This is a genomic window from Nostoc favosum CHAB5714, assembly GCF_020829495.1.
GTDB classification, from domain to species: Bacteria; Cyanobacteriota; Cyanobacteriia; order Cyanobacteriales; family Nostocaceae; genus Nostoc; species Nostoc favosum.
In genome coordinates this window covers 111,970-134,141 of the sequence record NZ_JAIVFQ010000004.1, presented here as the reverse complement: position 1 = coordinate 134,141, position 22,172 = coordinate 111,970, and the positions used below count along the sequence as shown (strand labels likewise).

Annotated in this window: 17 protein-coding genes and 2 pseudogenes; 10 read left to right on the top strand and 9 right to left on the bottom strand. The window is 42.9% G+C overall.

Features of this window, described 5'->3' with window-relative positions; all coding sequences use genetic code 11:
* Positions 1-37 precede the first annotated feature (37 nt).
* The 6 genes and pseudogenes from LC586_RS04995 to LC586_RS04970 all read right to left on the bottom strand — a co-directional run.
* Positions 38-1,459 (bottom strand): annotated as a pseudogene (locus LC586_RS04995) (SPFH domain-containing protein); the annotation flags it as partial.
* The gene (locus LC586_RS04990) at positions 1,452-1,670 is read right to left on the bottom strand and encodes a hypothetical protein (protein WP_229483424.1); all 219 of its coding nucleotides are present in this window, start codon (positions 1,668-1,670) and stop codon (positions 1,452-1,454) included. The pseudogene LC586_RS04995 and the gene LC586_RS04990, both read right to left, overlap by 8 nt.
* Before the next feature lie 153 nt (positions 1,671-1,823).
* Positions 1,824-2,237, bottom strand: a complete 414-nt coding sequence (atpC, locus tag LC586_RS04985) for an ATP synthase F1 subunit epsilon (RefSeq protein WP_109011899.1) — start codon at positions 2,235-2,237, stop codon at positions 1,824-1,826.
* 170 nt (positions 2,238-2,407) lie between these two features.
* The gene (gene atpD / locus LC586_RS04980) at positions 2,408-3,856 is read right to left on the bottom strand and encodes a F0F1 ATP synthase subunit beta (RefSeq protein WP_229483422.1); all 1,449 of its coding nucleotides are present in this window, start codon (positions 3,854-3,856) and stop codon (positions 2,408-2,410) included.
* A 355-nt stretch (positions 3,857-4,211) separates the two neighbouring features.
* Positions 4,212-5,114, bottom strand: coding sequence for a choice-of-anchor L family PEP-CTERM protein (locus LC586_RS04975; protein WP_229483420.1), 903 nt, complete (start codon positions 5,112-5,114; stop codon positions 4,212-4,214).
* A gap of 1,268 nt (positions 5,115-6,382) precedes the next feature.
* Positions 6,383-7,156: a PEP-CTERM sorting domain-containing protein gene (locus LC586_RS04970; protein ID WP_229483418.1), complete on the bottom strand. Its 774-nt coding sequence runs from the start codon at positions 7,154-7,156 to the stop codon at positions 6,383-6,385.
* A 1,129-nt stretch (positions 7,157-8,285) separates the two neighbouring features.
* Here LC586_RS04970 and LC586_RS04965 point away from each other — a divergent pair.
* The 4 genes from LC586_RS04965 (at position 8,286) to fcmC (ending at position 11,937) form a co-directional block, all read left to right on the top strand.
* The gene (locus tag LC586_RS04965; RefSeq protein WP_229483417.1) at positions 8,286-9,110 is read left to right on the top strand and encodes a SirB1 family protein; all 825 of its coding nucleotides are present in this window, start codon (positions 8,286-8,288) and stop codon (positions 9,108-9,110) included.
* A 329-nt stretch (positions 9,111-9,439) separates the two neighbouring features.
* Positions 9,440-10,063 carry a DedA family protein gene (locus LC586_RS04960; protein WP_100903148.1) on the top strand — a complete coding sequence of 208 codons (624 nt, stop codon included), beginning with the start codon at positions 9,440-9,442 and terminating at the stop codon, positions 10,061-10,063.
* A 240-nt stretch (positions 10,064-10,303) separates the two neighbouring features.
* Positions 10,304-11,455: a filament morphology actin-like protein FcmB gene (gene fcmB, locus LC586_RS04955; protein ID WP_229483416.1), complete on the top strand. Its 1,152-nt coding sequence runs from the start codon at positions 10,304-10,306 to the stop codon at positions 11,453-11,455.
* Between the two features lie 5 nt (positions 11,456-11,460).
* Complete coding sequence (gene fcmC / locus LC586_RS04950) at positions 11,461-11,937, top strand: filament morphology membrane protein FcmC (RefSeq protein ID WP_229483413.1); 477 nt, start codon at positions 11,461-11,463, stop codon at positions 11,935-11,937.
* Positions 11,938-12,067: 130 nt separating this feature from the next.
* Here the strand turns inward: fcmC and LC586_RS04945 are convergent, their stop codons facing one another.
* Together LC586_RS04945 and LC586_RS04940 are read right to left on the bottom strand one after the other, a co-directional pair.
* Positions 12,068-12,973, bottom strand: a complete 906-nt coding sequence (locus LC586_RS04945; protein WP_229483411.1) for an alpha/beta hydrolase — start codon at positions 12,971-12,973, stop codon at positions 12,068-12,070.
* Positions 12,974-13,209: 236 nt separating this feature from the next.
* Positions 13,210-14,829, bottom strand: coding sequence for a hypothetical protein (locus tag LC586_RS04940; protein ID WP_229483410.1), 1,620 nt, complete (start codon positions 14,827-14,829; stop codon positions 13,210-13,212).
* Between the two features lie 88 nt (positions 14,830-14,917).
* On the opposite strand from LC586_RS04940, the gene LC586_RS04935 reads away from it, so the two are divergent.
* Positions 14,918-18,208, top strand: a complete 3,291-nt coding sequence (locus tag LC586_RS04935) for an alpha-mannosidase (protein ID WP_229483408.1) — start codon at positions 14,918-14,920, stop codon at positions 18,206-18,208.
* Positions 18,209-18,569: 361 nt separating this feature from the next.
* A complete protein-coding gene (locus LC586_RS04930) occupies positions 18,570-19,133 on the top strand; it encodes a Uma2 family endonuclease (protein ID WP_229483406.1) in 564 nt (187 codons plus the stop codon).
* A 242-nt stretch (positions 19,134-19,375) separates the two neighbouring features.
* On the opposite strand, the gene LC586_RS04925 is transcribed toward LC586_RS04930, so the two are convergent.
* On the bottom strand, positions 19,376-19,615 hold the full coding sequence (locus tag LC586_RS04925) for a hypothetical protein (protein ID WP_229483404.1): 240 nt from the start codon (positions 19,613-19,615) through the stop codon (positions 19,376-19,378).
* 134 nt (positions 19,616-19,749) lie between these two features.
* Between LC586_RS04925 and LC586_RS04920 the strand changes: the two genes are divergently transcribed.
* The 4 genes and pseudogenes from LC586_RS04920 (at position 19,750) to LC586_RS04905 (ending at position 22,102) form a co-directional block, all read left to right on the top strand.
* Positions 19,750-20,517, top strand: coding sequence for a GDSL-type esterase/lipase family protein (locus LC586_RS04920; protein ID WP_229483402.1), 768 nt, complete (start codon positions 19,750-19,752; stop codon positions 20,515-20,517).
* Positions 20,518-20,643: 126 nt separating this feature from the next.
* Entirely contained in the window at positions 20,644-21,078 is a 435-nt protein-coding gene (locus LC586_RS04915; protein WP_229483401.1) for a hypothetical protein, read from the top strand.
* 224 nt (positions 21,079-21,302) lie between these two features.
* A pseudogene (locus tag LC586_RS04910) lies at positions 21,303-21,614 on the top strand (cation:proton antiporter); the annotation flags it as partial.
* Between the two features lie 5 nt (positions 21,615-21,619).
* Positions 21,620-22,102 carry a hypothetical protein gene (locus tag LC586_RS04905; RefSeq protein ID WP_229483399.1) on the top strand — a complete coding sequence of 161 codons (483 nt, stop codon included), beginning with the start codon at positions 21,620-21,622 and terminating at the stop codon, positions 22,100-22,102.
* Positions 22,103-22,172 lie beyond the last annotated feature (70 nt).

The following is a 22,172-nucleotide window of genomic DNA, read 5'->3' as shown; positions in this document are numbered from 1 at the left end:
TACAACAATGTTATGCCCCTACCTCATGTTCCTGATGTTACTTATCTACAGGAAAATTTACAACTATAGGTGGATGACCGTTTTCTGGGGTTGGCTGTGTTTTGGTAACTACTGGGTGTGGATGCAAAGGTGTTGGTGTCAATTCACCCTTGCCAGTTTGATTCCATAAAATCATGGATAGTAGCCCATCCACTAAGCCGTTATTGCTGCCGTTACTGCCAACTAAAACATCTGGAATCAAGCGGACATTGCGATCGCCTATAATCTGCATTAGCTGCATTGCTGTATAACCTTGTGGCCCCAAGGCTTCCACACCAGCGCGGTAGGTTTCAGCTTTGGCGTTACCTGTGGCACGGATACCTTCAGCCTCAGCAATTGCTCGGAGTTTTGTCCCCTCAGCTTCACCGTTCGCCTGCTTAATTTGGGCTTTGGCTTTTAGGTCAGCAATATGTACACTCTGTTCAGATTTCACCATTTCTTGCTGGATATTAGCCAGTGCCGTTTCCCGGACAAGCTGCTGCCGTTGGGTTTGCGCCATCTGCTGAACTTCATAAGTCTTGCGCTCTTCTTCAGCAATTTTCCGGTCTGTCTGTGTCTGCATTAATGATGCTGGTGGCTGAATATCACCAATGAGGGTGTCGATCGCTTGCACGTCATAAGCCCGCAATGCTGTTTTAATATACTCAGCAGCCTCAGATTGCCGTTCGCTCCGAGCGGTGAGAAAGTCTAGTACAGTATAGTCTTGGGCTGAGTTGCGGAAATAATTACCGATAGTTGGTTCTAATACATGGTCTACTAGATTTTGCATTGCACCGACGCGAGAAATTACCTTCGGGGCATCTAAGGCACCCACATGGATAATTTGCGCTACTTCCAAATCAAAGGCAAACCCATCACGCGATCGCACTGTTAAAGAAGCCAGTTTAGCATCATAGCTGTGGCGTTCAGTCCGACCTGACCAGTTTAAGACAATGTTGGTCGTTGGTACTAGTTCAATCTTCATAATCCGAGAATTAATCGGGTGCTTACCAGCATATAGCGGTTCGACCCACACACCCTTATGTCCCTGATTCACCAAGTTACCGTGGGTGAAAGCTGCACCACTGACATCTTGATGCGCCTTACCTACGAAAGAAATCACCACACCCACATACCCAATAGGAATTTCCGTCATCGGCACTTGCTCAACCTGGACAAACCAAGGGTTCAAGTTCCAAGAACCAGAAAGCAAGGTTTGCTCTTGTAAGCCTCGCCGCCCACCTCCATTAATAAATTTCTGACCATTTTGAAAGTTGTCGTGTCCCTCAATTATGGGGCCTGCGAGTTCACCGGCGGAGATTGGTAAACCATCTAAGGTAGTGACAATGCCAACTTTGTCAGATGCCAGACTGTACACCCGCAACTGTTCTGGAGTCATGCCATGAGCGCTGGCATTTGCTGCCATGATGACTTTAAACAGCAGCTTGATATTGAGTCCTGCTAATTTGTAACTGGGAAATATTTACTTTGGTCTGATTTAGCTGGACTGATGCAGTAGTTGTTTTTACAGGAGTCGCATTGGCAGAGTGAATACTTCCAGCGATCATCAAAGACGTTGGCGCAGCCATAGCTAACGTTGCTACGATAGATGCTGCAACACGAGTACCAAGTAAAGATGAAAAGCTTTTCATAATCTGTGCCCATCTGGGCAACTAATTAGTTAAGTTAACACTCCACCAAGGCTTGCCTCGATTTCTTAAACTTGGCGTAATTTTTTTAAAATTTAATAAATAATTTGTAGGTTGGGTAATGTCCAACCTACAAAGTTGAAATAGAAAGTAAAATTAGACCAAACCGCCAGCCGCTTGAAACCGAGCGCGGGCGCGTTTGAAGGCTTGAGTTGCCTGGATTTGGGCTTGGCGATCATCTGCTGACACTTGACTTAGACGCGCTTCTGCTTGGTTGTAAGCAGTACGGGCTTCATCAAGGTTAATTTTGTCGCCACGTTCAGCGCCGTTAACCAGAATTGTCACTTCATTTTCTTCGACTTCGGCAAAGCCACCCAAAAGGGCGATCGCTTCCCAATTCTGATTTTTTGCGCCGCGAACTCGCATTACACCAGTATCCAGAGCGGTCAAAAGTGGTGCGTGTCCAGTTAGGATACCTAGTTGACCAGTAGTGCTAGGCAAAACTACTTCTTCAGCTGGGGCATCCCATACTGTTTTGTCTGGGGAAATTACACGAACGGTTAATGTCATTTGTCTTTTGTCCTTTGTCCTCTCTTACAAAGTTCTGTTCGCCGGAAGCCGGCGCTCAGACTTTGCGCTTTGTCCTTTGTCTTTTGTCCTTTGTCATTTGTAATTGCCATTAGCCATTAGCACTTGAACTAATGACTAATGACCAATGACTAATGACTAATGACCAATGACTAACCTTTGATTTTGTCAGCTTTAGCGATCGCTTCGTTAATATCGCCAACCAAGTAGAAAGCCTGTTCTGGTAGAGCATCCAACTCACCAGACAGAATTTTCTGGAAGCCTTTGATGGTATCTTCCAACTTCACATACTTACCAGGAGAACCGGTAAATACTTCTGCTACAAAGAACGGCTGAGACAAGAAGCGCTCAACTTTCCGCGCCCGCGCTACGATCAGACGGTCTTCTTCAGACAATTCATCTAGACCGAGAATGGCGATAATGTCTTGGAGTTCTTTATAACGTTGCAGAGTTGATTGCACCGCCCGGGCAGTATTGTAGTGTTCGTCACCGACAATATTTGGTTGAAGCATGGTGGAAGTTGAACCAAGGGGGTCAACTGCGGGATAAATTCCCTTAGCTGCCAAACCGCGAGACAGTACTGTAGTTCCGTCCAAGTGGGCGAAGGTGGTAGCCGGTGCGGGGTCGGTGAGGTCATCCGCAGGTACGTATACTGCCTGAATGGAGGTAATGGAACCCTCTGTAGTCGAGGTAATCCGCTCTTGCAGTTCACCTACGTCGGTTCCCAAGGTGGGCTGATATCCTACCGCAGAAGGCATCCGTCCCAGTAGGGCGGATACTTCCGAACCTGCTTGCACAAACCGGAAGATATTATCAATAAACAGCAGCACATCCTGCTTGTTCACATCCCGGAAGTACTCTGCTACTGTTAATCCCGAAAGACCAACCCGCATTCTCGCTCCGGGTGGCTCGTTCATTTGACCGTAGACTAGAGCAATTTTTGATTCGTTGAGGTTGTCTTTGTTGATAACCCCAGATTCCATCATTTCATTGTAGAGGTCATTGCCTTCACGGGTGCGTTCACCCACGCCAGCAAATACGGATACTCCACCATGCTGGGTAGCAATGTTGTTGATCAACTCCATCATGATCACGGTTTTACCAACACCAGCACCGCCGAACAGACCAATCTTACCGCCGCGTCGATAGGGAGTCAGAAGGTCAACAACTTTAATCCCAGTCTCGAACACGGAAGGTTTGGTTTCCAGGTCAGTGAATTTGGGAGCAGAGCGGTGGATGGGTAAAGTTGCCTCAGCATTTACTGGGCCCCTGTTGTCCACAGGTTCGCCAAGGACGTTGAAAATTCGACCCAAGGTGGCTTTACCAACTGGTACGGTAATGGGAGCGCCTGTATCGGTGACTTCAAAACCGCGCACTAAGCCTTCAGTGGAACTCATCGCAACAGTCCGCACCTGGTTGTCGCCCAGCAGTTGCTGTACTTCAACGGTGATGTTGATTTCCTGTCCAGCTTCGTTGGTGCCAACGATTTTCAAAGCGTTGTAGATTTGTGGCAATTTCCCGCCGGGAAATTTAACGTCTACAACTGGGCCAATGATTTGGGTAATGTAGCCAATGTTTGTTTTTTCTGCGGTTGTGACCATGCTGCGCCTAATGATTGAAGCTATATTTCAGATACGGTCGGAGAAGACATAAGAATAAGCAATGTCACCTTTCACTGTAGCACCGGACGGGGACATAACTCCCTTAGTAATTCCTTAAAAAGCAGCTTGGCTGTTTTAGCTGCAACCCTCATCGTGAAAAGCTTGTCTAGACAAGCGGATGCTTTTTCTTTATCCAGTTAAGACCCTAGTTTTTCACCAAGCTCATTTTTCAGCCGCGATCGCTTTGGTTCAAGCCGCTTAAATAGCGGTACAAGCGTTATGCGTGTCAACACAAAAAAATGCTGTGTCTTACAATGGTAGACACAGCGGGTATTACAATAACCTGAGGATAAATTTAGCCTTTAGCTACGGTCTTATTTTGCTGTTTGCGTTTTAGAGATGAAGTTGCACCAAAGATACCTAATCCTAAAATCCCCAACATAGTAGTGGGTTCGGGAACACTTTTTGGTGGTTCACCAGAGAAAGTACCACCTTGAATAAACACAGCGGAATCAAAAGAACTATCTCCTGCATCTGCAATTGCCAGTTTAATGGTGTGCTTTCCAGCACTCAGCCCTTTAGCGCTAGCAGTAAATACTTTAGTGAAACCGTCATATTGAAGATTGAAGAATGGGCCGCCGTCTGATGGATCATTATTGTTAAAGAACTGAGAATTCTTGGCGTTAGTTCCTAATGGGTTGCCACCGTTGACGTTATTAATGGAAACTGGCGTAGTGGTTCCAGGAAGCAGAGCAATGTTAACCCCATCTAAGAAAAAACCAAATACGTCATTAAAATTACTATTGACGAATTCGTTGTATTCTTCCGAGGCAAAGACGTAGTTGAAAAAGAGATCACCTGTAGCCGAAGTAAAATCAAATTGGAGAGTACTTGCATCGAAAGTATTAAATCCTGGAATCAAGCTGTTTAAGTTAGCATCTCCAGGTAAGCCATTGTTACCTGTCGCACCATCTTGAGTATTTGGTCCAGGAGCAAGGTTAGCATTACCGGAAGTGAGAATGATGCCTGTGTCTATGCCAATTACTGGGGACAATCCATTTGTGAAAGTTCCAGACGCAACAGATGCGCCGTTATACTTAACATTTGAAACAGTGATGCCAGAACCCAAAATACTGTTAACTAAAACGTTGGCATTGCTAGTGGTAGTGATGTTAACAGCATGAGCGGGAGCAGTTACTAGTCCTAAACCTAACAATGCAAATGCGCCTTGCTTCAGAAATTGATTCAATGAGTTCATGAGATTTTCTCCTAAAAAAAGTGAATGTTAACAGCGGAAATATCCTAAATTGCGTACACTAAACTTTCAGCGAAATTGTACATAACGCCTCAATTACGACAACTGAAGTTTCAGCCTCTCGCAGCGATCGCAGATATAAGCACTAGTCAAAATGACTAAAGTTTTGAATTTAGCTTTTGTTTCTAGTTATTTAAGGAGGTTATTAATAGTGTTTTCCTCATTTGCCTATTTACTTAGATTACTGGCAATTTTTTTTATTGGCGAGACTTTTTGCGTGTATTCACATAAGAATTACATTCTAAAGTAGAATAAATAACAGTTAAAACCTAGATGTAAGGCGAGTTATATACGCAGTATCAAATGAATAAGTGACTAAAGCTTTGTAAACTTAAGTTGTTGCTTTAAGATAAGTTTATCAACGTAATTATGCTTTTAATTACTTAGTAATAAGGATTACATTCAAAAAGTTACTAGTAACACAACGTCAGGTTAAAAACTTAGGGTAGCGATGCCTGTGGCAAGCTTCTCTACGAGACGCTCCGCGAACGCTAACGCTTATTCGTTGATATTGAGAAAAAATTATATTGCCAGCGTATTTGCTGGCTCAATACACATTGGGGAAGCTCACATAAAAAATCTGCTCTCCCTGACGATCGCAGAAAGAGCAGCGCTATACCATTTATTCAAATAGTTAATACACATCCTCTTAACGCCATTTCGGAATCTGGGTAATTAGTAATCACTAATTGGATACATCTTTACATTGCTCAAAACAGATTTAGCACAGTTATTAATACTATAAAAGTGCATTTTAGTCAATACTAAAAAGCTACATTAACACTATTTTCATCCAGAGCTATTTCCTTCTAGACAGGACTTACGCAACTGGCACAATGCGATCGCCATTTTATAGTACATGGGTATTACTAGGTATTGGTCTAATAGTTTGGCACGCGGTGTAGTGTAGCGACACCATTGCTTGTGACAGTTGCGTAAGTCCTATGCAAATATAATACCTACCGATTTAAACCACAGTGGTTAAAAACTTAGGATAGCGATGCCTGCGGCGAGCTTCTCTACGAGACGCTCCGCGAACGCTAACGCTTGCTAAATTCCATTAGGAAAGTTTAGATAAAAAATCTGCTCTCCCTAGCGATCGCAAAAACGGTATGATATCCCTAAATGATCATCAAAATAAAAAACTGCCGCCTCTTGAGTAGGTCAGCAGTTATTAAAAATGAATTTTAGGCTTGAGATGCAGCTTTATGCTATTGTTTGCGTTTTAGGAGTGAAGTTGCACCACAAGCACCGAATACCAGTAAACCAAGCATAGACGCAGGTTCAGGAACTGATTCCCTTTGCGCTTGCACATAAGCCAGTACGTTTGGCGCGTAAATCTTTGCCAACTGTTTTTGTGGTGGATTTGGCGGATATCCCTCTAAGTAGTAATCAAGCGGAATAGTGGAATAATAGACAACACCACTGCCAAGTGTATAAGAGAAAGCAGCTACCTTTTTAGAATCTGAGCTAACACTCAAGATGGCTTCTGCTCCTACTGGTAAGGTACTAGCAAGTGCAAAGCCATGACTGGATGAACTACCTTTGTCAAGTGTCAGGTTGTTTATGATGCCATTCGGTCCGTTCGTTACTAAAGTGTTACCTGGCGCAATGACATCAATATCGGCACTGTTGGTAAAGTCACGATCTACTAAAGTGCCAGATGCACCTATTAAAAAGGGGTTTGACTGAGGATCTTTAATATTATTGCTAACAAAACGGTCATGGACAATGAAGGATTTGCCTCCTTTAACCCAGCTTGTAATATCCCCCAAGCGACCTAATAGCGCACTCGAAAGTTTATCGTTGCTACTCTCATTCACGAAGAGAGTGTTAATGCTGCTCAGATCAAATGTGCTAATGTCTGTGATTTTAACAGGTGTAAATCCGGCTTGTTTAATTACTGCCTCTGGTACAATTGTGCTTTCATTAAAGTCAGTAAAGTAACCTATATTAACAGCTAAGGCTCCTTTGCTGTCTAACATAATTAGTCCAACGCTAAGTATAGCGCTGGTCGCAGTAATCGATAACCTTTTGATAATACTTGAAGTTCCCATCTAAAAAATTTTCCCTGTAAATAATGTCAACTTAGTAATACTCCTAAGGAAAATCTTTTTAAAAGCTATTAACTTATTCAAGTGTGGACGCTATATAAACAACAGCAAAAATGCTTAAAACTTTTTATAGCAATCCTAAATGATTCGTGAGAGATAAAATAGCTGAAAAGCTTAAAAAATACGTAATTTTCATCTCAGTATTTTCTCACGTTTCAATTCTGATTGCAATATCTGACTCTTGTTTTTTGACTTGTGCCCAAGCTCCTTAAGTATTTACTTTAAGAGTATGTGTAGTTAATAGTAATATTTAGATGATCTAATTGCCGAGATTATTCAGTATATTCACACAATCATTACATAAGCTTCAAATAGAATATATACTCTGAATATAAAATAAAGTAGGTTGCCGACGATTCTAGGCTTTAGCTGAACCTTGGTGTTGTTTTTTGCACTTTAAAACAGAACCTGTACTAAAAGCACGAAAGCCAAAAGAGGAACTCACGCGTTGAGAGCCTAAGTACATTTGTAAAGACAACACATATCGGGGCGTTGCTGATTGCATGTACGAAAATGATTTTGCATAATACCAAAATCCTTGTAGAGACGTAGTACTGCTACGTCTCTACATCCGGATTCATACTTCAATTCAGCAACGCCCATATTGGGGAAGTTTACATAAAAAATCTGCTCTCCCTACCGATCGCAGAAAGAGCAGCGTATACCATTTATTCAAATAGTTAATACACATCCTCTCAACGCCATTTCGGAATTTGAGTAATTAATAATTACTAATTGGTACTTTGACACCATACATCTTTACATTGCTCGAAACAGATATAGCACAAAATAATACCATAAAACTAAATTTTAGTCAATATAAAAAGCTACATCAACCTATTTTCATCCCCTGGATAGATTAATGTCATGAAACTTATGCACAAACTAGATTTCCAAATCTTCTGAATATCCCTAATATGAAAATAGGTACAAAAAACTGTTTTCAGTTTCAGCCAAGCCGCTCTGGCTTCATCGTCATACTTCCACCGAGCAACAGCTTATGAATTTCTCGTCAGCACGACAATATTTTTACCAGGAGATTCAACAGTCTGACGAGCAAATTGACTTAGCAAAGGCAGCTTTGTATATTGCACAAGAAGAATATCCCAAGCTAGACCCAGAGGAATATCTCAACGTCCTTGATACAATGGCATGGGAGCTTCAAGAACGCCTGCCTGACTCACGATATCCTTTGCGGATAGTTCAAAGTATTAATCAGTATCTCTACCAGGATTTAAAGTTTTCTGGTAATAAAATTGACTATTACGACCCACGCAACAGCTTTTTCAATGATGTAATTGACTGCCGATTGGGGATTCCCATTACCTTAGCGCTGGTTTACCTGGAGGTTGCTCGACGGATTGATTTTCCGATGGTGGGTGTGGGGATGCCAGGACATTTCCTAATCCGCCCGGATATTCCAGATATAGAGATTTTTGTCGATGCGTTCAATGGTGGTGAAATAATATTTGCTCAAGATTGCGAGGAACGGCTATCTCAACTTTATCAGCAACCTGTGACGCTACAACCAGAATTTTTAGCTGTAGTCAGTAATCGGCAATTTTTGGCACGGATGCTGACAAATTTAAAATTTATTTACCTCAAACAGCAAGAGTTAGAAAAAACGCTGGCAGCAGTTGAACGAATTTTGTTGCTGTTTCCTGGTTTAACTTTAGAGTTACGCGATCGCGGTCTAATCTATTATCAACTAGGTTACTACCCCCAAGCCGTAGACGACTTACAAAATTATTTAGCAAAAGTCCCCGATGCTGAGGATGCATCTGTAATTCGGCGGCTACTTACCGAATTGGGTAAAGATGGGTAGGGAGTGGGGAGTGGGGGATGTCAAAACCTCTGAACTTACCTTCACCTCGCCTTGTTTCTTGCTTTCTTCAAGGCTGCTCACCCTAATTGCTGATTTACTTAACGGTATATCAATTCATCTTCATCGCTGGAGTTCATTTCCTCCCACCCCTGCTGATAGGTTTTATTACCCCAACTTTTCCTCATAGTAAAATGTTTCTTCATTGCGATGCCAACTTTTAGTACAGTCAAATTACCTTGACTTTAGCAAGCTGGGACAATTACCTTTTAAAAAAGCTCAAGCGGAATCTTAGTCACAGGAATAGTACAGCAATTTTAGGAATTGGCTCAATGCTTGAATGGATAACTAATACTATCAACTATTTTGGCTATTGGGGAATCGCCCTACTAATGTTCTTAGAGAACCTTTTTCCCCCCATTCCTTCAGAATTGATCATGCCACTGGCTGGATTTACAGCAAGTCCATATCAACCAGGAGGGGCAAAGCTGAATATCATTGGTGTCTTTTTCGCAGGACTTTTGGGTTCTGTATTAGGCGCACTTATTTGGTACTATCCGGGTAAGTTCTTGGGCGAAACCCGTTTGAAAGCTTGGGCTGACAAGTATGGCAAATGGCTGGCTATATCCAGTAAAGATATTACCAAGGCCAAAGAGTGGTTTGACCGACAAGGTAGAAAAGCAGTATTAATTGGTCGTCTTGTACCAGGAATCCGCACCTTGATTTCTGTTCCCGCAGGGATCAGCAATATGCCCCTGCTACCATTTTTGTTTTACACAACAGTAGGTAGCGCGGCTTGGGTGGGTTTGCTAACATACTCAGGATACGCATTAGGTAGTCAGTATGAACTTGTGGACAAGTACCTTGCTCCTGTATCCAAAATCGTACTTGGGGGTTTGGTTCTAGCATTTGTTTTCTGGATATTTAAGCGCCAGTTAAGACGCACTAGAAGATGAAACACGGACGCTTTTGGTTTGAAAGCAGTGAAAGCAGGGGTTACATCTGGCCAAAATTCGCCTACACTATGCCAAATAATACTAGATGTGCGAAGGCATGAGCTTATCGGAGGTATCGCCGGAATTAATTTTTGGCGTATTTCTAGCTACACTTGACGCAACCTAGAATTTCTGGTTGCTCGCATTTTTGTAAGATGAGCATGACAACTTTTTACAGTTAAGTTTGAACTAGGAGCTTTCATGACAGACCAACCTTCTGCTGCTAACCCCATCAATGCTGCTGCTATACCCATGAATAGAGCGGCAGTTCCGATCAATGCTGTTAATAATAATACTCCTCCCAAGACAGGCGGTGTTCCAGGGAAAACCATTCTCAGTGTTGATTTAGGCAGAACTTCCACAAAAACTTGTGTGAGTCGTGAACCCGGCAATGTGGTGTTTGTACCTGCCAACGTCAAGCAGATGTCAATTGAACAAGTACGCGGCGGTGTTTTTGAAGCCAGGGCTACTGACCCTTTAATGGATTTGTGGCTGGAGTATCAAGGAAATGGATATGCTGTTGGTCAACTGGCAGCCGACTTTGGGGCGAATCTAGGAGTTGGCCAATCTAAGGTAGAGGCTGCACTGGTAAAAGTGTTAGCAAGTGCTGGCTACTTCAAACTCAGAGACGATATCTCAGTCGTACTAGGTCTGCCTTTTCTTTCCTTAGAACAATTTGAAAAGGAAAAAGCCCAGTTGATTAGCCAAGTAGGCGGCCCTCATGTGTTGAACTTCCGAGGCGAATCTGTATCGCTGAACGTCAGTAAGGTATGGGTAATGCCAGAGGGCTACGGCAGCCTGCTGTGGTCTGAAGCTCAACCAAAGAAAAGTCCTGGCAGTCCCGATTTTACAAAAATATCAGTGGCGATCGTTGATATTGGACATCAAACCGTCGATCTTTTGATGGTAGATAACTTCCGTTTTGCCAGAGGTGCTTCTAAGAGCGAAGACTTCGGTATGAACAAGTTTTATGAATTGGTGTCCGCCGAAATCGAGGGAGCAGATAGTCAATCTCTAGCTCTGATTTCCGCTGTGAACAAACCCAGAGGTGAACGCTATTACCGTCCTAAAGGCGCTAGCAAGCCCACCAACCTAGACGATTTTCTTCCCAACCTCACGGAGATGTTTTCGCGCGAAATCTGTAGCCGTGTGCTAGCCTGGTTGCCAGAACGTGTCACCGATGTGATTCTGACTGGCGGGGGTGGTGAGTTCTTCTGGGACGACGTTCAACGTCTGCTCAAAGAAGCAAAGATTAATGCTCATTTAGCAGCACCTTCACGACAGGCGAATGCTTTGGGGCAGTATATTTATGGAGAGGCACAATTATCCTCCAATCGCGCTGCTAGGGCATAAAGCTGATGTTCCAATGGTCAAAAAAGGTAGTTAAATCCGTCACGTTCAACCCAGAGCTTGCTGATGAAAGCTTGTTAGCGCAAGTAGAAAGTTATTTGGAAAAACAACCAGACAAGACTTTCAGCGACCTCTGTAAAGAAGCCTTATGGCAATCTTTATGTGTACCGGAATCTGTACAACCTGCTCCACAAACAGCAACAACACCGATTGAACAGCAAATCGGTGAATTGCAACGTCAAGTGGCTGGACTTGAGGAACGTTTTTTTGCCAAGGGATCTAATCGTTTGGAGGCGATGGAACACCATCTACTGCAACTTTCTCAACAAGTTGCACAACTGGCGCTCATAGTCAATGATCGATCGTTCATTCAGTCTCCAACTCAATTAGAAGTAGTAAATAATACTTCTTATACTGTTGCTACCCCTCCTCAAGAGGTTGACCCCGTAATCAGTCGCCTTAGTCAGTTTCTCGATGATTTTTAAGAAACAATCGGGTTTGTGAGTAGTTTTTACTCCTCTTAACAATCCTTAATAGTATTATCTGTTAAGGATTGTTAATGTTTATACAGAAAAATATTGGGATTATTGAGATTTGTGTAGATGAAGCGATCGCTCATAACTCACCGCTTAACCGTGCTAAATGGGTTATCTCAGATACTAAGTGTTGCTCCAACCAATCTTCCAAATCAGCCAGTACCTCTGGATAATTGAGGTCACACTGAATTTCGTGATAGGCTCCCGGATACTCGATTCTCAGCTTATCTTTGCAGTTTACCCGTTGATAAAAGATGTCACTTCCCGCAGGTAAAGCCACTCGGTCTGCACCACCGTGGAGAATCAACAATGGTAATTGCCAATCAGCTGCGTGAGCATTAATCCAATCAACTGTTGCAAAGAATTCTGTAGCCAGACGGGCAGTAGCAAGGGTATGTCTCAGTGTATCCTGAGCGGATGCGGCTAAAACCTGCTGATCTCGTGAACCAGCACTCAGGTCAATGCCTGTATTCAGGGTAAAACGCGGCCACACCCGTGAGAGCATTTTTCCTAAAAGCACTCGAATAGGTGAAACCCCAACTTTCCCTAAGCTTGGCGCTAGAGCGATCGCACCTTGCAAAACTGATGCTTGTTGGGGATAGCGCAGAATATAATCTAAGACAATCACCCCGCCTAAACTATGACCCAAAAGAAAAATTGGGCATCCAGGATTCTGAGTTTGAATTAATTGTAAAAAGGCTCCCAAGTCTTCGCAAAACTCACTCCAAGCGTTGATATAGCCTCGCTGACCTGATGAGCGTCCATGACCACGCAAATCTAAGGCGTAGACAGCATATTCTTTGGGGATCAAATGCTGAACTATATTATTGTAGCGATCGCTGTGCCCTCCGAGTCCATGCACAATGGCTAATATTGCCCGTAATTTACCCTCTGGATACCAGCTTTGGTAATACAGGTCAAGCCCTCCAACACCCTGAAATCTGCCTTCTCTACGAGACACGACGCGATCGCTATGGTCAATCATAGGGTTAATTTTTTACGTATTTTCTCAGTAAGTTACTAACATGTCAACACTCATTGTAATAAAAATAGCTTCTAGCTATGGAATAATTACAGTGAAATATTAATTAAAAATTCTAGCTAAAAAGTGAAAAGTAAAGCTCCAAAAGGCTTTTAGCCATTGGCTTTTCCCACTCTGACAAACGAGGGTTAATTACGAATTTCAATTACGATTTACGAATTAAAAATTACTACTTACTATTATTTTCCCAGCCATAGTTGCCGTAACGACTGAAACATCTTTACAAATCTCTCTTCTAGCCAGAGCATAACATAATCAACCCATTCTAGAAGTTGCTCTAAGGGGTGCTTCTCGTAACCTATTGAAGTTGCTTTGGTTTCTATCCAGTCTGGCTGCGCCTCAACTTGACTACTTTGGTGAAATTGCTGGTGCAAAATTTCCCCTTTACGACTCTCACTTTTTGGTTGGGAAATGCTGGTTCGGGTTTGTTTTGCAGAGGCAATTTTAGATGTTTTTTGACTTCTTCGCACCAAACCAGATCCAACTTTAGGTTGTTTTAGAGTCAAATTATTTTGTGGAAAATGTCCTGCTGATAAACTTGAGGCTAAAGCAGGATTTGTCTTCCCAGAAAGTGTAACTGGCTTTTGGGCAATGGTTTCGGTGTCGCCAAATAAATCATTCCATGTTAGCCAAGGATCATCTGTTAAATCCTGGTTCTCCAACTGACGGCTTTTGGAAAAGGACTTTCTAAGGCGTGATGATAATAGTTTGTCTGGCAATAGCTCATTACTCGTTGTTGACTCAAGTGTTTTTCTATTACCAACACCAAAAAAGTAATTAAGCGCCGCCTCAATCAAAGCCTGAAGATTCAGTGTATGAGTTTCCAAACCGTCAGCATTGCCTGTAATTTCTCCCCTAGCAGCTAATTGCTCTTTGCCATAAAGAAATATATTTAACTGCGTTTGGGCAACTTGGACAATTTCTTGGCTACGTTCTTGCACCGGTACTAAAGCATTTGATTCCAATTTAGCAACGGCTATATCTAGAAATGCTAATAATCTATCTGTATTAAGTAAATCTTTTGGTATCCCCTCAGCCAAAATTTCAGTTTTAGCCGTATTTCCATGAGTGAGTTTTGCTAATAAACGGTCAATTTGTGGTAATAGCTCCGTTTCTTTTTTAGCTATAATCAACTGCCAGGACTTCCAGTAATTAGCAACTTCGTTAATAATTCGGTCTTCTAATTTTGCCTGCTGCTGGGGTGTCAAAATATTTAGAATTTCATTGTCGGCAGTAACAAGTACTAAACTACGATCTATCAAATTTGTGGCAATTCCCCGCACTACTGGAAGATGCTGATTGAGAGCATTATTTAGCCGTAAAGGTTTGAGACTTCCGGTCTGATTCTCAGTAATATTTGATAATTGAGTAACATTAGCATTATTTGTAGATTTATTATCAGCGAATTTCAGCCGTAAAACTTTCAATAAAGCCAAGGGTTTGAAAGGTTCAACTGTTTTTGTAGGAGTAAAAGCGGCTTCATTAAATGACAGATAATTGACTGCCTCTAGTACATGTTGAATGGGACTATCAACATTTGGAATTTCGGGCTGGAAATCGGTATCATTTGGTTGTAACTTTAGTCTAGTTTGTGGTTCTTTGGTCTGTAGCGTTTTCCCAGATGATTCAGATGACTGAAACAGTAGATACACTGGGTAAAGTAGTACCTCCACACCCCACTTAGTAGCAACTTGCAAATGCCAGAAGGTGTGTTCCCACTGTTGTGTCACCCGCCGAGATTGCTGGTGGACAAAGTTAAATAGTCTGCTTTGATAACGACCAGAGGAACCAGAAGACATAGTAGTAATTTTTTAGTTCAAGTCTTGTATAAGTTGTGAGACTCGCGCCAAACAATAAAAACGACCAACACCTCATCTTAGCGAATATATGACCCCGACTGTCTCTCAATCCCAGACCAAATTGATCTCACAGGCAATTGAGCAACTACGCTCTTTTTGTCAAGTTAATCTTCAGTCTACTTGGCTATACCGGGAATCTGACCTGATTATTACTGATGTTGTAGCTGCCGATTTGTCTCATTGGCAACCTGTCCAGTTGAATGCTAAAGAACATATCGCTTGGACAGGCGAGAAAAAAGTGTTATGGCTAGTGCAAAGAGTGGTGGTTCCCCAAGATTTACAGGGCTATTCCTTAGCTGGGTTATCTTTGCGGCTGGCGCTGGTTTGGTGGGCGGATTCTGCTGAGATTTATGTGAATGGGGAGTTAGTGCTGGAGGGTGATTTATTTGATTGTTCGCCGAGAGTGCTTCTGGGCCAGGGGGTGACGCCAGGGGAAGAGTTTGTTGTGGCTTTGCGGTTAGTGAGTCCGGGACATTGTGATGGTGCTTTAGTGCGATCGCTCCTAGTTTATGAGTCTACTGTTGATAATAATCCCGATCCGGGTTTTGTGGCTGATGAGTTAGCTGTGGTGCAACTTTATTTGGAAAAGTTTGCGCCGGAGAAGTTGGATGTTTTGGCGGCGATGGTGGGGGAGGTTACGAACCGCAGAGGCGCAGAGGACACGGAGGAAGAGAAGGGATTAGTAAAGTCGTTTTTGTCTCTACGGCAAAATTTAATTCAATCCGACATCTTAGCCCCCCTTTTTAAGGGGGGTTGGGGGGATCAAAAATCTAAAATTTTCTTATTGGGTCATGCTCACTTAGATTTAGCATGGCTATGGCCTGTGAGTGAAACTTGGAATGCGGCGCAAAACACTTTTGAGTCGGTTTTGAAGTTGCAAGAAGATTTTCCTGAGTTAATTTTCTGTCATTCGACTCCCGCACTTTATGCTTGGATTGAAGAACATCGCCCGGATTTGTTTGGGGTGATTCAAGCACAAGTAGCGGCTGGACGTTGGGAAGTTGTCGGCGGAATGTGGGTGGAACCAGAACTCAACCTGATTGCTGGTGAATCAATAGTCCGTCAGCTATTGTATGGTCAGCGCTACATCCAGGAAAAATTTGGTAAGCTTTCAACTGTGGTGTGGGTTCCAGATTCTTTTGGTTTTTGTGCAACTTTACCGCAGTTTTTCGCTAATGCCGGAATTGAATATTTTGTCACCCAGAAGTTGCGGTGGAATGATACTACTAAATTTGATTATGGGGCTTTTTGGTGGCGATCGCCTGACGGTAGCGAAGTCTTTAGTTTGATGTCTGCACCGATCGGTGAAAGCATTGACCCAATTAAAATGGTATCCTACGCTCTTGAATGGCAAACCCAAACTGGTTTAGCAGAATCCCTCTGGCTTCCCGGTGTCGGCGACCACGGCGGCGGCCCCACCCGTGATATGTTAGAAACCGCCCAACGCTGGCAAAAGTCGCCTTTCTTCCCAGACTTAAAATTTACAACGGCTGAAAAGTATTTACAGCAAATCGTAGAGACGCGATTCATCGCGTCTGTTAGTAATTTTGATTCTTCCCCTGCCTCCCCTTCCTTCCCCATCTGGAATGACGAACTATACCTCGAATTCCATCGCGGTTGCTACACTACCCACGCAGATCAAAAACGCCAGAATCGTCGTTGTGAAAATTTATTGTATGAAGCTGAACTATTTGCTACCTTAGCAACTGTAAGCTGTGGCGTGACATATCCTAAAGCAGAAATCGAAGCAGCTTGGAAGCAGGTGTTATTTCAACAGTTTCACGATATTTTACCTGGTTCTTCAATTACCCAAGTTTACACAGATGCGTTACCCGAATGGCAGCAAGTGGAACAAATGGGAACGAAGATATTACAGGAATCACTTTTAGCGATCGCATCTCACATTACCCTATCAGAACCACCAAAACCCGATAGTTTGCCTATTTTCGTTTTCAATTCTCTCAATTGGCAACGCTCTGAGGTAGTCTCTGTAGCTTTACCCACGCCAGAGGAATGGCAGATTTACAATACTTCTGGAAAGCAGCTTGTCTCCCAATTATCTGAACCATTAACCCTACTATTTCTCGCCACCGAAATTCCACCCGTAGGCTACCGCATATTTTGGCTTTCCCCTTCATCTCCCTCACTTCCCAGTACAGACGCAATTAATCGCGTCTCTCCCCACTCCCCACTCCTCCCAGACTGGATTTTAGAAAATGAATTCCTACGAGTTGTTATAGATCCTGATACTGGAGATTTATCAAGTGTTTTTGATAAAACTTATCAACGAGAAGTTTTGAATGGGGCGGGGAATCAACTACAAGCTTTTAAAGACAGTGGTCAATATTGGGATGCTTGGAATATAGACCCTAATTACGGTCAACATCCCTTACCCTCAACAAATCTTCTATCTATTCAGTGGCTAGAACAAGGCCCAGTGCAAAGTCGTGTGCGCGTGGTGCGTCAGTTGGGTGAATCGGAATTTTGCCAAGACTATATTTTGCCAGCTGGTTCACCTCTGCTGAAAATAGCTACTACTGTAAACTGGCAAGAAAATCATGTATTAGTGAAAGCTGCTTTTCCTTTGAATATCGAAGCAGACTTTGCTACCTATGAAATTCCCTGTGGCGCAATTCGTCGTCCAACTAAACCGAAAACTCCCACAGAACAAGCAAAATGGGAAGTTCCCGCCTTGCGTTGGGCTGATTTGACAGGAGAAACGCAGGAGGGTATTCACGGTGTTAGTTTGCTGAATGATTGTAAATACGGTTACGACAGCAAACCAAATCAACTCCGCTTAACACTCCTACGCAGTCCTAATTGGCCAGACTCAGAGGCTGACAGAGGTTTTCACGAGTTCACATATACCTTGTATCCTCATGCTGGTAGCTGGGAATCAGCCCATACAGTACGGCGTGGCTATGAATTGAATATACCGTTGCAAGTGATATTGAATCCACTCACAACTCACAACTGGCTCAACCATAGCTATCCGCTAACAGCACAGGCTAAACGCCCCGCTACTGCTAACAGCACTATTGAAGGAGTAAGTTTCCTAGATTTATCAGCTGAAAATTTAATCTTGATGGCCTTCAAGCCATCAGAGGATGACCCACAGCAGTTAATTCTGCGGTGTTATGAATGTCACGGAGAAACAGCCGAGTTATCTTGGCAAAGTGATTTGGGGTTAAATCTAGGAGATACAGTAGATTTGTTAGAGCGTTCCTCTACTACTGAATTCTCATCTCAGCAACAAATATTGACGATACAGCATTGGAAAATCGCCAGTTTCAAGGTGATACCAGCGATTAATCCTTAGCTTGGATGCGTCAATATAGACCTAACCCCCACCCTCTCCTAAAAGGATACTGTTGGCGGGGAGGGGAGTAATCTTGTTCCCACTTCCCTCGTAGGGAAGGGAGGTTAGGTATCTTTGAATATATGCTTGAATATCTTGCCGATTTTATTTTGGATAATCTGCTAAATCAAGACTTTGCGACGGCGTTTCAATTAATAGCCGTAAAAACAAATTCACGACCGACAAAGTTTTGGCTTTTTTCTTGAATGATTTGCTCAAACTCCGTTGGATGTCCTCTGGAATTGATTGCAGTGGGTGGTTTGGGTAGTGAGTTGATAATTTTGGAGAATAATTAAAAGATGAGGCAACAGTGGAGGTGGCGATGTCTGTACAATTGCTAAGACGGAAATTCACAGTTGAGCAATATCATAAGATGGTTGAGTCGGGGATTCTCACAGAGGATGACCGAGTGGAATTGGTTCGGGGAGAGATTATTGAGATGTCGCCTATTGGGACAAAACACGCTGCTTGTGTAAATAGACTAGTTAATCTGTTGGTGCAGCTGTTGGGTAAACGCGTTATACTTGCTGCTCAAAATCCGGTCGCGTTGAACAATAACTCAGAACCTCAGCCAGATGTCGCATTACTTAAACCCCGTGATGATTTCTACGCCACAGCACACCCCCAACCCCAGGATATTTTTTTACTAATTGAAGTATCTGATTCGACTGTGATGTATGACCGGCAAGAGAAAATTCCTTTATATGCACAAGCAAACATAATTGAAGTTTGGTTAGTAGATATTAACGAGCAAATCGTGGAAGTTTATCAACAACCAACAGCCGCAGGATATCAGCTGATGCAAAAATTCACTAGCGGTCAAAGTTTATCAATCAAAGCTTTCCCTAATGTAAACATTACCGTCAATGAAATCTTCGGCAGATAAAATTACTTTCTCCCTCATCTCTCTTCCTCAGCGTCCTCTGCGCCTCTGCGGTTCGATTCTCACACTCATTTGGCAAAGTATAAGTACTCACCTATACCTAAAATAAAATGAAACATGGTGCATAGGCGTAGGCCGTCGTAGACATCGCATAGACGTTTTCAGTACCAAACCCCAAACTTGAGCTTTTAAACCGCAAGTTTCACCCTCAAAGGCTCAACATTCTACCTCAAAGGCTCAACATTCTACCTCAAAGGCTCAACGTTCACCCTCAAAGGCTCAACATTCACCCTCAAAGGCTCAACATTCACCCTCAAAGGCTCAACATTCACCCTCAAAGGCTCAACATTCACCCTCAAAGGCTCAACATTCGACCTCAAAGGCTCAACATTCACCCTCAAAGGCTCAACATTCACCCTCAAAGGCTCAACATTCGACCTCAAAGGCTCAACATTCGACCTCAAAGGCTCAACGTTCACCCTCAAAGGCTCAACTGCGGCAATATTAACCTTGCAACTATATCAATAACTAGAACCATAGATGCTTGGATCTTTAAACATAGCCATCTATGGTATAGAAATGTATAGAATCTTGTAAAGATATAAAATATAGTTCTTAAATGCACACATTTCTAGCTTCTTCCTCAATGCAGCTGTCTGTACCACCAAATCACTTTCAGCCAATGAAGATTGTCGCACTGGGGGACAGCTTAATTTATGGATTCGGTGATCCGGAAAAAAGAGGCTGGATCGAGCAACTACGGCGATGGTGGATGTTGCCGGATAGTGCGGGTCATGTTCTTTATAATTTAGGGGTAAGAGGCGATGTCTACGACGGGCTACGCCTACGCACGCAACAAGTAGCACAAAGGCTAGAAGTTGAATTTCGCCACCGGGGTGAACTCCGAAATCGTGTCCCAGACTTGATTATTTTATCAGTAGGCGTGAATGACTCAGCGCGGTTGGCGCGTCCCGATGGCCGAAGTTACACAGATTTTACACTGTTTGAAAAGGAAATTGCTTCTCTGCTAGATTTAGCACAGCAACTATGTCCTGTGTTATTTGTGGGCATGGTGCCAGTGGATGAAGCCAAGATGCCATTTTTAGATTGTTTTTACTATAATCATGCCGATCAGTACCGTTACAAAGAAGCAACTCGAATTGCTTGTACCAAACGGCAGATTCCCTATTTAGATATTTTTGAGCAATGGATGGAACGTGGTGAAAATTGGCGACTTAAACGCTTGAGTGAAGATGGTCTTCATCCCAATACACTAGGTTATCAAGCTTTGCTAGAAGATGTGATCAATTGGGATGCGATACCTTCGGTGGGCTTTGCCAACGCAACTTATCATTCTAAATTTGATTACCACCTTAAGCCATCCTAATCAGATAAATCTGTTGATGCTTTGGGGCTAACCTAATATTCTCGTATCTCCCATCCTTGCAAAAAGCACTACAATAGTGCTGAATTTTTAAATCCATCTTTTTCCTATTTTTTATTCAGTATTCCTATGACACCAACTTTATTTGGTCGTTGGCAAACTCGATTATTATTACTTGCAACGGTGGGCGTACTTGTGTCTTTGCCCTTTGTAATGGGATTGATTGGTTCTAATGCTAACTCGGTTTATTTGTGGATACTTAGTTATGTCGCCGTCTTTGGCTTAGGTTGGGATGTGCTTTATAACTATCTCCAAAAATTTCGATGGGATAGGGATTGGCCCGCAGCCTATCAACTCTTAGCTGGTATATGGGAATTAGTATTTGTGTTCTGTGGAGTAAAACTGTTTGGCTTCTTACCAATACCTTTACCTAAAGAAGAACTTCCGTTAGCAGTTTTTTTATTGCACTATACCGTTGTTTGGCTAGCAGTTTTTATTAGTTCACAAAGCCTGATGCGAATTATCTTTCCCCGTTGGCGTTTCCGGGGTGGGGAGTGGTTGTAACAAGGCAAACGCATCTAAATATTGACAAGCCAAGATAAGAATTGAATTCAGCAAGATCCTTATCAGATATAACTTTCAGTCAACTAAACATTCCTCTTTTCCGGAATGATAATCATTATGAGGGGGAGTTAGAGGCAGCCATTGGCTGCCTCTAACGTCAGTAGACCGAAAAGTTTTCTCCGGTGCTTACCATCCGTTCATTCGAGCCCCTTCAAATCTAGTTTTTGAATTACGAACTAAACACGATGATGGAGCAATTGCCGACTAGTGTACGCGATCGCATTGAAATCAAAATTATTGAAGCCCCAGAACCAATCCAAGCCGTAATTCAAGCCTCAGAAGGTGTAGACCTAACTATTGCTGGCACCAGCCGCGCTTGGGGTATCGAGCGCCAAACCTTGGGAAGATATACAGATCAACTAGCTATCCAATGTCGTTCCTCCTTGCTGATAACCCGCCGCTACAGCCAAGTCACCGCTCACCTTGCCTCTATGCTTCCTGAAGTTAGTAGTCAAGAGCCAACATTGAGGAGTTGAAATTCATGAATCATTTCAACCTCAAATCTTTAACTTTTTACGGAGTAGCAATAACTTCAGTGCTAGTGTTGTTTAAAACTGTAACCGTTTACGGGGAAAACAATCTCAAGGCTCCTCCTCCAATTAACGGTCGGTATCGTCTAACACTGTCAGAGAATTTGCCTAACTGTGAAAAATCGGATACTCTGACGTTAAAGATTCAGCAATCGGGTATTTACTTAAATGCCTCTGTATTACCGGCAAACGCTAACCCCGATACTGACGAAAAGCACTCTCTGGCAGGCATCTTCCGAAATCAACAGTTAAATTTATCTGGAAAAGTTGGTAAATCAATCCTTTGTAATATTCCTCGCCCCCAAAATGATCCTCTGAACTCAGTCACAATTCAAATGCAACTTGTGGATAAAGGTAATATGACAGGTCAATTAACCGTAAAGGGCATTCCACAAACTCTGAAATTTACTGCTGTGCCCCAAAAAGCTAATTGAATTGGGGAGTGGGGAGTGGGGAGTGGTGAGTAGGGATTGGAAGAGCGCATTGTATGGGTTTTATGGAGCA